Origin of the sequence: Flavobacterium sp. N2038, from assembly GCF_025947185.1 — a bacterium.
Lineage (GTDB): Bacteria > Bacteroidota > Bacteroidia > Flavobacteriales > Flavobacteriaceae > Flavobacterium.
On record NZ_CP110001.1, the window covers coordinates 2,427,293 to 2,441,455 of the forward strand.

Consider the following 14,163-nt stretch of genomic DNA (forward strand, 5'->3'; position numbering starts at 1 on the left):
TTGAAGCCTTAATACAACTACTTTCATAATTGGTGTTGTATTGTTTCGCCGCTAATCTCTGTAAACTCGTTCATCTCGTATTGCTTAATTACATAAAGCGGATTAGGAAGTTTACTTCCTTTTTTCGGTACGGCAAAACCAGTCTGTTCCGCATATCCGTTATTAAGCAGTTTTAAACTATTGATATAAAATCGTTTAAACTCCGGCTCAAAAAGATTGTACTTTTCAAATCGATCTATGAGATGTGGGTTACTCTGCTGATATTCTTCAATTGAACTTATTACGGTTTTCCAAAAGAGGTGTTCATCATAATCCATATGAGTATGTAAAATATCCGACAGGTATCTAAAAAACGCATCAAAAACACCTATTAGAATAAACAATGGCGTATTTTCTTTATTTGATGATTGTATAAGACCGTCTTTAAGTTCAGCCGGTAATTTTGCTTTGGCTTCTTCAGTTAAAACAATATCATCAACAAAATCTTTAATAATAATACGCTGCGGTATTCCGTTTTTCATGACTAAAATGATATTCTCGCCATGAGGTGTTACACATAAAGAATGCTGATAATAAATATGCAGCAAAGGCTTTAAGTAGGCTTCCAGATATTGTTCCAGCCAGCGTTGAGTGCTAAGTCCGGAAACGTTTATCAGTTCCTGAAGAAAAGGACGATCGTTATCATCGATGTATAATAAAGAGGCCATCGTCATGAGGTTTTCGTCTGGTTTACGGTATTTTTCGGCACTTTCTCTCCATAATGCACCTAACATTTCACGATAATGATACGGACTGTCGGTTATGGAATTGTACTGTGGATGACGGTAAGAAACCGTAGCCACTTCGCCTAATAACACGACTTCTTTCTCCTGAAAATAAGGATCTTTATCGAGCATTTCTTTAACCCATTTTGTTACCCTTGGCGCAATATCCATTTGTTTTGGAGATAAGCCTCGGATATTTCCTGTGCTCAAAATAGATATTGCCGTTTTTACATAATGTTTGGAAGGATAACTTAAATTAAAGAAAGTTCTAATGCTTTGCTGAGGCGAATATATATCGTCACTTTTGCCCAAAATAACTAAATACTGGTTTGCGAGATCCTGGTGAAATTGAAGCAAAATCTTATTGTTCAACTGCCAGGGATGCACGGGAATAAAAACGTAATCTTCAACAATAAGTTTCATATCACGAAGCTTTTCCTGAAATTTGTTATATACTTCGGCGCCTAATTCTTCGGTATAAAAATCATTAAAATTGATCGTTTCCAAAGCGTTAAATGCAGCTCTTTTTTTATGAGCAGCCAGCCAGTACAAATCCGTATTCTTATTGGCTTCGGGGGCGTAATTGTGATAATCACTATTGTTGAAACCAACGCGTCCTTTGTTTGCAATTACCCACGGATGTCCTTCCATTTGATGTTCAATAGTCTGATAATCGGCTTGTGTAAGTTCAGAAGCAGTCAGCTTTTCTCTGGTGTACAAATGAGCATCAGCGTATAAAGTGTTGAGAAGTTCTTCGGTATATTTTGCCAATGTAAAAGAATCTATTCCAAAGGTTTTTTGTAATTCCATAAAAAAACAAATAACATCTTTGGCAGGCGAGGCTGTGCCGTTTTCCCATCTTTGGATACTTTCTTTTTCAATATGCCAATATTCTAAAAGTCTTGGATATGCCGAAAAAGTATAGTAAACCTCCGTAAGATCAGTTGTTAGTTTAAAATGGGTGATACCCTCTTTTTTACTTCCTGTAATGGCTGGTTTAGCAACATCTTCGTGCATTAATTCGGCTAAACTCTTGGCTAATAAATTGATATTTACTTTTTCCCAAACCTGAGCGGTAAAAACTTCTATGTGTGGTATTGTTTCTATATTCATTTTAAGTTTGGTATTAAATACTAATTTCTTCCGCTTTTTCTGCGACAATACCTGAAAGGTCAAAATCCTGAAAAGCAATCCTCTTTTCTAATTTATAGACTTCACGTTTTGCTACTTCATTAATGATATAGGAATTGCGATATGCGCCCATGCCCAAATCTGATGAAATGTAGCTATGTGTATGAATTTCTGCATTCTGCACAAAAATTTCGCTGCCGTTATGATCTATACTGTAGTTTCTTTTTACATCATAACTGCCAGTTGAAGTTCTGCTGATGCGATGCTGTATGTCTTTAAGAAATTGAGGTTCCTGATAATGATATCCGGTGCCTAAAATTACATAGTCGGCGTGTTCTGTAAACTTTTTATGCTGTTCTACCTGCTCCAGATGCAATTCATAATTATTATGGATTCCTGGAGTTATATCATCCAATTGTATGTTTGGTCTGATCTTTACCCCAATATCATCGTTATCTACGCTCAGGGTATACAGATGATCGTAAATCTCGTTTAGCAAATCAAAATTTACTCCTTTGAATTGAGATTTCTGGCGATCCAGCATGACACTTCGAGTCGAAGACGGCATTTGATGGAAATAATCGATGTAATCCGGCGATGTATGCTCCAGAACAAGTTTGGAATATTCCATAGCAAAAAAGCGATCCGGACGGGAATACCAATTCAGCTTTAGGTTTTTAGGTCTGTTTTGAAGCAGATCAAAGAACACTTCGGCCGCACTTTGCCCAGAACCAATTACAGTAACGGTATCCTGCTCTAATATTTCCTCTTTTCTGAATAAATAACTCGAGGTATGGGAAACATTTTTCATTTCTTTTAGTTCGACAAACTCAGGAAGTACAGGTACTGTACCCGTTCCTAATACTAATTTTTCGCAATAGTAAATTTTGGTTTGATCTTCCTCTTTGTGGAATACGTGTAATTCATAAAGACCGTCTTTATACTGAATTTCTTTTACACTAGAGGAGAAGCGGCAGTTTTTGAGCTGCTTGATTACCCATTGACAATATAAATTATACTCTTTGCGCAGTACAAAGAAATTTTCGCGGATAAAAAATTTATATAAGCGATCTGTCTTTTTAAGAAAATTTAAAAAACTAAATTTACTTGTAGGATCGGCCATTGAAACACAGTCGCATAAAAATGGAGTCTGCAAGGTAACATGGTCAATAAGCAAACCGGATGCCAATTGAATTGCTCTTTTTGATCAAAAAAAAGTGATGAAACGTCATCAACCGGTTCTAACAAAGCAGCTAAGCCTAAATTGAAAGGTCCAATTCCGATTCCTATTAGTGAATATACTTTACGATCTTCCATATTATTGGTTTATAAGATTAGGTTCTGCTTCAGCGTTTATTACAATGTCTTGGTTTTGAGGGAATTTAGCCCAGTACCATTCGCGATAGCAAAAATTAAGATTTGAGGTTTTGTGCGGCATTTCGATTACCTTATCGATTTTAAAGCCATGAAAAGCTTTGTTCATCATCGAAGCTCTGGAATCGACAGCACCTTCGCCAACCATTTTACCCACTTCGGGTTGAGCAAATACATAATCGATCATGCATTGTGTAGAGGGTGAAACAAATTTCAGTTTAGGATCTGTTGGTGCAATAAATTGATGCGTTCCGTAATCAGTAGGCAGCACATCATAATAATCTCCCAGCACATCACGGGTAGGCCAGTATACTTCGATATTAAAAGTCGGTTCTCCGTTAGCCATTCCTATATAACTGTACAAACCATCTCCAGGAAGTAAGGTTCTGTAATAGGTTTCAAGTTCGCGCAGAGGCCAGTCCATTCTCCAGGCTGCTTTTGCGTGGTCACGATGAAACCATTCGTGCAGCATTTCTAAGTCATTATCTATATCAAGAGGGCGTAAACTTATAGTCACATCTTCCTTAGGGAAATAACGATTGTAGACTAATTCTTTTCCTTTTGGATTTATTAATTGCTCTGAGAAAAAGCGTTTGTGTAAAACATTTGGGAAATTGATACGGGTAACGCCAGCAGGATTGCCGCCGCAGTCAATATCATTAAGTGCCGTAAGCAAATTGCCTTTCACTTTCCAATATCTACTTTCTAGAATAAATGTAACCAGACCGCTTTCGTCTTCTTTTTGTAAAACCTCTAAAGCATCATATAAAATATTTAGGAGTTTTTTTTCATCTGCAAGTCTGTTAGCGCCAAAAGTATTTACAACGGCCAGTATATTTCCTACCCAGAAATAATGAAGCAGTAAATTGAATAAACGATCGTCCGGAATAAACATTTTTCCGTTTTCAGAGAAACCTGGTACGATATCATTTAGTTGATCTTCAAAAGATTTTCGGAATAAAAAACTTTGATTATCACGAAAAAATAGTTTTTCGGGCATGAACGCTCCGTCCAATTGTACAAGTGTATTTTGTTGATGCCACTCGCAAACCATTCCCTGCTCGTTAAACATTTTTACTACACCGTTAAGTATAATATCAATGTATTTTCTGAACCAAATCTCACTGGTTTTTTCTATAGATAATCCGGTTTGTTCAGCAGCTTTTTGAATGATGTTCTCCATTCTGGAAGGATCTCCCAATAGGCTGTCCTGACATAAAGAAGCTAATAAAGAGACATTATTTTCTTTTTCAGCTCCGGTACTTTTAAACGGATTGTAGCGCACACTGGTAGAAAAAGGGTCCAGTACATTTCCGTTATAGGATACAGATATAAAACCCGGATCACAAATCAATTCAATATCAGGATAGGTTTTCTTTACGTTGTCTCCCCAGGCAGTCTGCATTAATCGAGATACATCATATCCTCTGTAAAGTTCATGATAATGATTAATACGTTCTGCGCCTGTAATTTTTACGTGAAGCGAAAATTTATACATATAATCGCTTTCGTTATTGTATACGGTTCTTACAGAAGAAGTTGCTGTAAATTCTTTTCCAAATTCACCTAAATCTATAAGCAGATTTTCTTTTACCAGTGTATCAAATACGGCTTGGTTTTTAAAATGAGCAGCTTCCCACGGATGAATCGGAAGTACTTTCCACTGCGGATTTTTTTCCAGTAAATCCTGCAGTTTTTTATCTTCTTTACCTGCTTCTAATAGGGCTGCTTTTGCAAAATCAGAAGGTAAAATATTGTCTACAGATTTTTCGGTAACCAAATCAGGATGCACTAAAAAATAATGCAGCTTAAAATATCCGCCAGTTTCGGGAGCATATTTTAAAACTTCGGCTTCCGTAAATCCTTCGCGTCCTTTGGTAAGAGGATGGAGTAAATGTCCAGCCGGAAATAATTGTTCCGCTTCAATAAAGGTCATTTCAGCTTTATTAAAATCCTGTCCGGAAGTTTTAAAATGCTCTAAAAACTGCGCTATTTTTTCGGTGCTCAGCTGCATTCTTTTTTTTACATTTTTAGAATCTGCCAGTGGATACTGCTGTCTTATATGAGTTGTAATTAGTTCTAGAAGACGATCTGCATCTATTTCTTTTATAGTTTCAGTAGTAAGGTCACGTTCCATTACCGGAAAATCATATAAATGCCTGAAGGTTTCAGATCTGTAGCGTACTGGCGCATAGACTTCAACGTTATCAACAGGAAAATCCAATTTTAGATGAAGTTTATGATTATACTTTGATATATAAGATTTCAGCACAGGATCGTATTTCGGAATCCCTTCATAAAAACTGCTGTTGCCTAATTCTCGCACGCAGCAATTAAGTAAAATAGTAAACGTAATATGGACTGCTTCCTGAGCAATCTCTTTAGGAGAAGATGTAGTCATTTCCGTGTTTTTTTATAATTGAAAGGATATTATTAATGTGTGCTATAGTCGTTAATGGGTTCAAAATGGTGAACTTCAGATAAAAAATGCCATTTACTTTTGTACTTGCTACTAAGACTTCACCGTTAAAAAACATTTTCTTTTTGATATGTAAATTCATTTTACAGCAGTCACCCGGCCAGCCGGCTAGTTTATATCTAAAAACCAAAACACTTAAATCAGAATCTGTTAAAAGTTCAAAATCTTTGTCGTTGTCTATAATTTCAGCCGTTTGCTGTGTAGTTTCGATAATGGTCTCCGTATACTGTCCCAGTTTAGTTCTTCCCATGTGGCGCAGTGTACACCATAGTTTTAAAGCGTCAAAACGACGTGTACTTTGTACCAGTGACTTATTAATTTGAGCCGGAAGTTCATCATAATCCTGCTCCTTAGGATTTAGATAATCGGCGTGGTGTTTTATAATATGAAGATGCTGTTTGTTTCTCACCATAAAAGCACTGCTGCAGATAGGCTGAAAGAAAGATTTATGGTAATCAATCGTAACAGAATCAGCTTGTTCGATACCGTTTAGAAGATGTTTGTATTTATCTGTCAGCAGTAATCCACAGCCATAAGCAGCGTCAACATGCATCCATAATTTATGTTCTCTTGCCAGAACTGCTATTTCAGATAATGGATCAATATTACCGAAATCTGTTGTACCGGCTGTAGCCACAATAGCAATAGGAATGTTGCCTTTTTCCAGTTCTTCAGTAATGGCTAGCTTTAATTTTTTAGCATCCATTCTATAGCGGTTATCTGTAACAACCTGAACGATGGACTGCTCGCCAAGTCCTAAAATAGAAGCATTTTTTTGATTACTGAAATGAGATTTCTCAGAAACAAAAATTCGGAACTTACTGGCTTCCGGAGGACATCCATTTAATTTGATATTCCAATTCAGGTATTTCAAAGCAAAATAATCCCTTGCCAAAAGCAGTCCCATTAGGTTACTCTGCGAACCGCCGCCTGTAAAAATACCATCACAATCGGCATTATATCCAATTTGTTCACCTGTCCAGGCAATCAATTTTCTTTCTATAAATGTTCCTCCGGCACTTTGATCATAGGTATCCTGCGACGAATTAATAGCGCTTATCAGTACATCGGCTGCTAAGGCAGGAATCACTACAGGGCAGTTTAAATGGGCTATATATTCCGGTAAATGATAGGCAGTTGCATGGTTGACATAAATTTCATCTATCTCATTCCAAAGGCTTTCATAATCTTGTAGTGGTACATCTAAGTTTACAGCTTCCACTTTATTTCGTATTTCCTCAGGTTTAATACCGCTGAATGGAATTTTGGTGTTTTCAAGAAAACCATTTACACGTTTTTGCACTAATGCTATGGCGTTGTTATATTCTGCGCCGGAATTTTCATGAAAAATATCCTGGTAAAATTGGTCTGCAGGATTTTTAACTAAGACATCCTGATCGTTGTCTAATAGGTTTTGCATAATGATTAGTTTTAGAATTGGGTTATTTAAAATAGGTTACTTTGTTAGAAACAGGAGTTCTTTTTTTTCTTGACGGTTCAATATCTTCGGGATAGTATCCAACATAAATTAAACCGAGAGATTTTTCATTTTCGGCCAGATCAAATTGCTTTACATAATCAATTGCACCTGCCGATGTACTCCAGTAACTCCCAATATTATGGGCAGTGCAGGTGAGTGCTATGTTTTGAACAGCAGATGAAACGGCGGCAACTTCTTCCCATTCCGGAAGGTCTATTTTGTGATTACGAACCATGACAACGCCAATCACACAAGCTGAATTAAGAGGATATTCTTTAAGCAGATTGTACTTTTCGAGAGCAGTTTCGGCAGAAAATTTTTCATAATAGAAGTCTTTGTAATAGGCAGCCAAAAAGGATCCTAGTTTCTCTAAATAGCCATCCTTTAAAACAATAAACCTCCATGGCTCGGTCATTTTGTGTGTAGGGGCATAAGTTGCGTTTGTTAAAATTTCATTTAATAATTCATCGGGTATATTTTGCTTTACAAACTCATCTGCGTAAACACTTCTTCTGGTTCGGATGATTTTTGAAATTTTATTTTGACCAGGTTGAAAATCTGACACCTTAAGTTTGCTGGGTTTGGTACTAATATTCATATTTTTTTAAAAAATTATTTAAGAAAATTCTTTTTATAAATTATAAAACAAATATATTTGTAAGTAAATCTTATTTAGAATAAATAAAAACAGTGCAAGCAAATGTAGAAATTAATCTTTATAAAAAAAATAAAACAAAAAAAATATATGAAATTCTGTACATTTTTAAAATGTATCTGAGTGATGTTTTATTTTTATACTGGTTGATTTCAACCGTTTGTGTTTTTTGTTTGTCCAAATTTTTATTAACAATTAAATAAACTTATAAATGAAATCACACTCATTAATTGAAGATGAAATACCAGTAAAAGAAAGTTACGTTTATTCAATTCCTACTGGCCCGCTGATAGTGGAGGTTACCCCACAGGAAAGAAATATTTTGTCTAATGTGGGCACTCTGCTGGAGAAGGCATTCCAGAGTTATGAAAATCCAGATTATATAGCGGCACTTCATCTTTATTCTTTCCAGCTTCTTCCGGAACGAATAGCCAGAATCTTAAGCCGTTTTGGAACAGATTTCTCGGCAGACCAATATGGAGCCATTATTTTTAAAGGCCTTTTGGAAGTGGATCAGGATCATTTGGGGCCGACTCCCGCGAACTGGCAGAGTGCTGATTACTCAAAACTCAATAAATACGGCTTTATTTGTTCGCTGCTGCATGGCGCAGTTCCTTCTAAACCTGTTCAGTATTATGCACAACGAAAAGGCGGAGGAATTCTTCATGCTGTTATTCCGGATGAAAAAATGGCTGTTACACAGACAGGATCAGGATCAAAAACGAATCTGTATGTTCATACTGAAGATGCGTTTCTTCTTCATCAGGCTGACTTTTTAAGCTTTCTTTATTTGCGAAATGAAGAGAGAGTTCCTTCAACACTTTACTCGGTACGATCACATGGCGGGGTTAATGAAGTAATGGAAAAGCTTTTTAGGCCTATTTATCAATGTCCTAAGGACGCCAATTATGATGAAGAAATTAATAATGGTCCGCTGGCTTCTGTTCTATACGGAAATAAAGAATTGCCTTTTATTAGATTCGATGCAGCCGAGCAGATATTTAATGAAAAGGCTGGGCAAACACCCGAAGCTCTTTACAATTTGACTGAATTCTGGAACGAGGCAAAAGAGTTGATTAATAGTGATTATATACCGGATTCCGGAGATGTTGTATTTGTCAATAATCACTTATGTGCCCATGGAAGAAGTGCTTTTACGGCAGGGCAGAGGGAGGAAAATGGTAAGATTGTGAAGTGCGAGAGACGACAGATGCTCAGAATGATGAGTAAAACCAGTTTAATTCATATAAGAGCGATGACGCAAACAGATGATCCCTATTTTGTTATGGAAGAACATTTAGGAAAAGTTTTTGATCAGGATTAAACAGTGAGGCTGAAATAAAAAGAGATGTCAAATTATATTTGATGTCTCTTTCTATATTAGATCAATACAAACCTTCAAATAAGTTATACATATGAGAGAGCAAAAATGAAATAAATGATTGAGTTTTACCAACTAAATAGCGAACAACTCTTAGCACTGATTTTTTTTAGCATCGAAAATTAATGTTGAAAAGGTTTTTTATTTCCTCAATAGTTACTTTAAAATGTCAATAAAAACAATAACTGGCGAATTTTATAAAGATCGAATGGAAAGTAAAAACTATAGACGTACCATGAGAATAATCCTATTTTTAAGAATGAATAAAAAAATATCTCTAATGAAGAGATTTTTATTTTATTCAATTCCAATCAATTAAAAAATAATTAATAAATAACTTAAAATTAAGTTCGTTTTTTGTTTGTAAATGTAGAAAACGTTCCTATATTTGCAACCGCTTAGAACAACAAAGCGCAATAATACAAAGCTTCGGGGAGATACTCAAGCGGCCAACGAGGGCAGACTGTAAATCTGCTGTGTGAACTTCGCAGGTTCGAATCCTGCTCTCCCCACAAAAGTCCTAATCTTTGATTAGGACTTTTTTTTTAGCTAAAATTGGATAAAAGGAATAAAGCTGCAAAATCTAAAAAGCGGCAGTTTTTTCAATCTTTGTAAAAACGATCAAAAGTTTTGTGACTAAATTGTAGTATAAACTCGCTATCAGGTTATACTTGTTTAGTTTTTGTGCCTGACCTCTTTACCTTTTCCAGGATAATTCAAAAATAATGTATGATAATCCGACTATTTTGTTTTAAACGACATTTTAAACAAAATAAATTGACTTTTTAAACAAAGTAAAGCAGATGTGATGTGTCTAATTTTGTCTCATAACTTTTTAATATTTAATAAAATGAGACAAAACAATTATCAGGGAGCGTTACAACAATCGATAGGTTCTGGATTTAATGCAAAATCCACAACGGCTGATGTTATCAAAGGAATTGACCTTAAAGGAAAGATTGTAATTGTAACTGGTGGAAATGCAGGCATTGGTCTTGAAACAACTAAAACATTAGCAAATGCTGGTGCTACAGTAATTGTACCTGCAAGAGACATTGAAAAAGCTAAGATGAATTTGGAAGGCGTAAAAAATGTCGAATTGGAGGTAATGGATATTATGAATCCCGGTTCTATTGATGCGTTTGCTGAGAAATTCCTGTCTTCGGAGAGACCTTTGCATTTACTTATAAATAATGCAGGTATTATGTGGGTACCTTTACGCAGAGACAGTCGCGGCATCGAATCACAATTGGCGACTAATTACTTAGGGCAATTCCATTTGACAGCAAAACTTTTTCCTGCACTTAAAAAAGCGAATGGCTCAAGGGTTGTTAATGTATCTTCTCTTGGGCATCATATGTCTCCTTTCGATTTTGAGGATCCTAACTTTCTTCACAGAGAATATGAAACTTTGCAAGCTTATGGGCAATCAAAAACAGCAAGTAATTTATTTTCTCTTGAGCTTGATAATCGTGCGAAATCTTTCAATATAAGAGCCTATTCAGTACATCCGGGTTCAATTGCGGGGACTGAATTAGCAAGAGAAGCATCTTTAGAATTGTTTCAAAAAATGGGCTTCTTAGATGCAGAAGGCAATATAATGCCTGAGGTTGCAGCAAGGCTAAAATCAATATCGCAAGGTGCTGCCACAACTATATGGTGTGCTACAAGTTCTTTGCTTGATAATATTGGTGGTGTTTATTGTGAAGATGGAGATATTGCTTTATTACTATCTGAAGAAAGTATTGGAACATCTGGTGTTGCTCCTTATTCTTTGGACGAATACAATGCTAAGAAATTATGGAATTTAAGCGAGCAAATGACAGGTTTATCCTTTATGTAGGTAGTTCAATATAAATTTAAACGGACTAAAAACAAATGATACTTTCTATCTTTACATTAATAAAATCTTTCTTAAAGAAGAATATAGAGATAAATTATACCAATTAGTTATGGAGCATATATCTAAATATTTAACCCCTGAGATCAAACTGTCCTGCTATGAGGATAAGTTCTTTAAATCAGATGTCATGTTTGATGATCATATGCTGGTTTGGTTTATCTCTGGAGAAACAAAAATTATACAGTATGACATCTCCTTTCTTTTTAAGCAAGGAGATATCTTTTTAATTCCCAGAAACCAGCTTGCAACAATAATTAATTATCCTTCAAATGGGCAACCGCATAAAACGGTGGTTATGCATCTCACGGTTGAACGGTTAAAGGGATTTTATAAGAAAATCGAATATAATAAAAACCCAGCTACTGAAAACAAAATTTACAGTTTTAAAAACCATCCTTTATTAGAAAGCTGCTTAGCTTCACTTGTCCCTTATTTTGATTTGAAAGATGGTTTTTCAGAGGAACTGGCTTCTTTAAAAATAACCGAAGCTTTGAATATTTTGAGAGAAATTGACAAAGATGTCGACAATGTATTAGCTAATTTTGATGAACCAGGTAAAATTGATTTAATTAGTTTTATGGAACGTAATTTTATGTTCAACATGCCTTTGGAGAAACTAGGTTATCTTACTGGTCGCAGTTTATCAACATTCAACCGGGATTTCAAAAAGTTTTTCAAAACAACTCCGCAAAAATGGCTAACCCAGAAAAGACTTGAATTAGCTTATTATCAATTAACCGAAAAAAAGAAAAAACCTATTGACGTTTACCTTGAAGTTGGTTTTGAGAATTTATCTCATTTTTCATATGCTTTTAAGAAGCAATATGGAATTTCTCCAAAACAATTGCTTTAAGATACTTTAGAAATCAAATTTATACATTCGATCCTATATACGTTAACGAAGATCTGTTTATAAACTATGGCATTGTATAAAACAAAAAAATCTCCGCTAGGGAGATTTTTTGTTTTGTTCTAAAACTAAGCCTTATTTAGCTAAAAGTTCAAGGATTTTTGCTCTCAATTCCGGACCTCTTAAGTCCTGAGCTACTACTTTTCCTGAAGCATCAAGAATAAAAGTAGCAGGAATTGATTCAACATTATATTGTTTTGCAATTGGTTCGTCCCAAAATTTTAAGTTTGAAACGTGTGTCCATGTTAAACCATCTTTTGCGATAGCTTCTGTCCACTTGCTTTTTTCTTTATCTAAAGAAACACCAATTATATTTAGTCCTTTTGAATGTAACTCTTTGTATATAGCTACAACATTTGGATTTTCCTTTCTGCATGGTCCGCACCATGAAGCCCAAAAATCAACGATAGTTACTTTTCCTAAACTTTCTTTAAGAGAAACTACTTTTCCTTCTGGATTAGGAGCTGAAAAATCTGCTCTTCATTTAGCGCTACCAACAGGAGCTGCTGTTGCACCTACTGCAGGCATTTTTGCTTGACCAATTTTAGCTTTAGCTTCTTTACCAGGAATAGTGTTTTTTAATGACTCATCTAAAGAGTTATAGATACTTTCTACTTTTTTAGCATCTGCTGTAGGATCTTCAGACATTCCTTTAACGATCAATACAGAGATAAAAGATTTTGGGTGAGACTCAGCATAAGCAACATATGATTTTTTAGACTTCTCTTGTACTTCAGTTTGAAGTGTCATAAATTGTTTCATCAAGCTATTGATAACTGCAGTATCCTGAGCTTGTTGAGCTTGTTGCATTTTTTGAGTATTCTTTTTCTGAAAATCAATTAAGCTTTTTTGAGTTTTTGTAAGTTCATCCTGGAATTTAGTAAACTCTTCGTTGTTGTAAGTTCCGGTAACTTTAGATTTATGAATACTGTCTTTATCAATTGCGATATTGATTTCTCCGCTTTCTAAGATAAATTGAATAGGACCTCTCGCATCCTGAAGAATTAAGGTATGGAAAGCTGGTTCAGTTACTTTACCTTTTATTTCAAATTTTCCATTTTCAACTTTTACAGTATCAAGAGCAACAGTTATATGTGTTGTTGGATCCTGACCTTGAAGAATGATAGTTTTACCGTTTTCGATACCTGTAGCAGTTCCAGTAATTAAGTATTCTCCGTCTTTAACTTTGCTGCAAGAAATAATAGCTGCAGTAGCTGTAAGTAAAAAAAATATTTTTTTCATTATAAATATTAATTAGTTAATTGATTTGTGCAACAAAAGTATCTAAAATTATAAAACTTACAGAATTTTGTAACCTAAAATTTTGTTATTGTTTTTTGCAGCTTAAAGCCTTTGTTTACAAGGGGTTTGATGGTTTTACTTCTTTAAAAGCTATTAAAAGTGTTTTTATTTCAGCTTAATATAAACGTTTTCGCAATAATTAGGCATAAAAAAAGCACTCCGTTACCGAAGTGCTTATGGCTTTATCTAAGTATAAAATTACTCTTGATTTGTTTTCTTTCTCCAGGTAAAAGAGTTCAAGATATGTCTTTTTGCAAATCTTCCTGGTGAGTCAGCGTTTACCATTTTTACGTAAGTTGCTTTAGGAACACTAATGTATTCATAAACACTTCCGTTAGAAAAATCGATAATCAAACGACCTTCAACAAATTTATAATCAGTGATTGTTGAACTTGCTATAGTCTCAGTATATTCAGGTAAGTTAGCTTTAATCGTTTCAGGATTAATACTTACTAAGAAGTGGTAAGCCTCAATAATTGCTTTACTTTTTTCTTCTGCTGCTTTCAAACCAGCATCATCACCTTGAAATTTATCAGGATGAGATTCTTTCATCGCATTACGATAAATGGTTTTTAAATCTTTTAATTCTGCAGTTTTGTCTACGTTTAGTAACTTGCGGTATTCAACTATTTTTTTCATAAATAAAAATGTAACTTATTGTCTATTAGTTTGAAATGGATGTTTTTTACTTCAAAACGACAAATTTTTTGCAAAGGTACACTTTTTTTTAACTTTTTACTTTTGATAGAAAAAATATTCAATAAATATGTTGAATGTTAGAAGT

At 34.8% G+C, this 14,163-nt stretch carries 9 protein-coding genes, 1 tRNA gene and 2 pseudogenes; 4 read left to right on the forward strand and 8 right to left on the reverse strand.

The window, feature by feature from the left end:
• Nucleotides 1–23: 23 nt before the first annotated feature.
• The 5 genes and pseudogenes from OLM51_RS10900 to OLM51_RS10925 form a co-directional block, all read right to left on the reverse strand.
• A complete protein-coding gene (locus OLM51_RS10900; RefSeq protein WP_264550651.1) occupies nucleotides 24–1,877 on the reverse strand; it encodes an IucA/IucC family protein in 1,854 nt (617 codons plus the stop codon).
• 13 nt (nucleotides 1,878–1,890) lie between these two features.
• A pseudogene (locus OLM51_RS10905) lies at nucleotides 1,891–3,212 on the reverse strand (lysine N(6)-hydroxylase/L-ornithine N(5)-oxygenase family protein).
• Between the two features lies 1 nt (nucleotide 3,213).
• Nucleotides 3,214–5,670: a GNAT family N-acetyltransferase gene (locus tag OLM51_RS10915; RefSeq protein ID WP_264550654.1), complete on the reverse strand. Its 2,457-nt coding sequence runs from the start codon at nucleotides 5,668–5,670 to the stop codon at nucleotides 3,214–3,216.
• Nucleotides 5,651–7,168 (reverse strand): pyridoxal phosphate-dependent decarboxylase family protein, encoded by a 1,518-nt coding sequence (locus OLM51_RS10920; protein ID WP_264550655.1) that lies wholly within the window; start codon nucleotides 7,166–7,168, stop codon nucleotides 5,651–5,653. Before OLM51_RS10920 ends, OLM51_RS10915 begins: the two co-directional genes overlap by 20 nt.
• A 22-nt stretch (nucleotides 7,169–7,190) precedes the next feature.
• A complete protein-coding gene (locus tag OLM51_RS10925) occupies nucleotides 7,191–7,826 on the reverse strand; it encodes a nitroreductase (RefSeq protein WP_264550656.1) in 636 nt (211 codons plus the stop codon).
• Nucleotides 7,827–8,214: 388 nt separating this feature from the next.
• On the opposite strand from OLM51_RS10925, the gene OLM51_RS10930 reads away from it, so the two are divergent.
• The 4 genes from OLM51_RS10930 to OLM51_RS10945 all read left to right on the forward strand — a co-directional run bounded on the left by OLM51_RS10930 (nucleotide 8,215) and on the right by OLM51_RS10945 (nucleotide 12,020).
• Nucleotides 8,215–9,207 (forward strand): taurine catabolism dioxygenase TauD, encoded by a 993-nt coding sequence (locus OLM51_RS10930; protein ID WP_264550657.1) that lies wholly within the window; start codon nucleotides 8,215–8,217, stop codon nucleotides 9,205–9,207.
• 488 nt (nucleotides 9,208–9,695) lie between these two features.
• Nucleotides 9,696–9,776 (forward strand) — tRNA-Tyr (locus OLM51_RS10935).
• Nucleotides 9,777–10,114: 338 nt separating this feature from the next.
• Nucleotides 10,115–11,107 carry an SDR family NAD(P)-dependent oxidoreductase gene (locus OLM51_RS10940; RefSeq protein ID WP_264550658.1) on the forward strand — a complete coding sequence of 331 codons (993 nt, stop codon included), beginning with the start codon at nucleotides 10,115–10,117 and terminating at the stop codon, nucleotides 11,105–11,107.
• A 109-nt stretch (nucleotides 11,108–11,216) separates the two neighbouring features.
• Nucleotides 11,217–12,020, forward strand: a complete 804-nt coding sequence (locus tag OLM51_RS10945) for a helix-turn-helix domain-containing protein (protein WP_264550659.1) — start codon at nucleotides 11,217–11,219, stop codon at nucleotides 12,018–12,020.
• Between the two features lie 132 nt (nucleotides 12,021–12,152).
• Here the strand turns inward: OLM51_RS10945 and OLM51_RS10950 are convergent.
• From OLM51_RS10950 to OLM51_RS10960, 3 genes and pseudogenes are all read right to left on the reverse strand, one after another.
• Nucleotides 12,153–12,491: pseudogene (locus OLM51_RS10950) on the reverse strand (TlpA family protein disulfide reductase); the annotation flags it as partial.
• Between the two features lie 66 nt (nucleotides 12,492–12,557).
• The gene (locus OLM51_RS10955) at nucleotides 12,558–13,319 is read right to left on the reverse strand and encodes a DUF4369 domain-containing protein (RefSeq protein ID WP_264550660.1); all 762 of its coding nucleotides are present in this window, start codon (nucleotides 13,317–13,319) and stop codon (nucleotides 12,558–12,560) included.
• Nucleotides 13,320–13,577: 258 nt separating this feature from the next.
• Nucleotides 13,578–14,018, reverse strand: a complete 441-nt coding sequence (locus OLM51_RS10960) for a KTSC domain-containing protein (RefSeq protein ID WP_264550661.1) — start codon at nucleotides 14,016–14,018, stop codon at nucleotides 13,578–13,580.
• Nucleotides 14,019–14,163: the final 145 nt, after the last annotated feature.

What these genes read in the sequence shown, in the direction of transcription:
- OLM51_RS10900 (WP_264550651.1), bottom strand. Translation starts at nt 1,877, where the DNA reads ATGAATATAGAAACAATACCACACATAGAAGTTTTTACCGCTCAGGTT.
- OLM51_RS10915 (WP_264550654.1), bottom strand. Translation starts at nt 5,670, where the DNA reads ATGACTACATCTTCTCCTAAAGAGATTGCTCAGGAAGCAGTCCATATT.
- OLM51_RS10920 (WP_264550655.1), bottom strand. Translation starts at nt 7,168, where the DNA reads ATGCAAAACCTATTAGACAACGATCAGGATGTCTTAGTTAAAAATCCT.
- OLM51_RS10925 (WP_264550656.1), bottom strand. Translation starts at nt 7,826, where the DNA reads ATGAATATTAGTACCAAACCCAGCAAACTTAAGGTGTCAGATTTTCAA.
- OLM51_RS10940 (WP_264550658.1), top strand. Translation starts at nt 10,115, where the DNA reads ATGAGACAAAACAATTATCAGGGAGCGTTACAACAATCGATAGGTTCT.
- OLM51_RS10945 (WP_264550659.1), top strand. Translation starts at nt 11,217, where the DNA reads ATGGAGCATATATCTAAATATTTAACCCCTGAGATCAAACTGTCCTGC.
- OLM51_RS10955 (WP_264550660.1), bottom strand. Translation starts at nt 13,319, where the DNA reads ATGAAAAAAATATTTTTTTTACTTACAGCTACTGCAGCTATTATTTCT.
- OLM51_RS10960 (WP_264550661.1), bottom strand. Translation starts at nt 14,018, where the DNA reads ATGAAAAAAATAGTTGAATACCGCAAGTTACTAAACGTAGACAAAACT.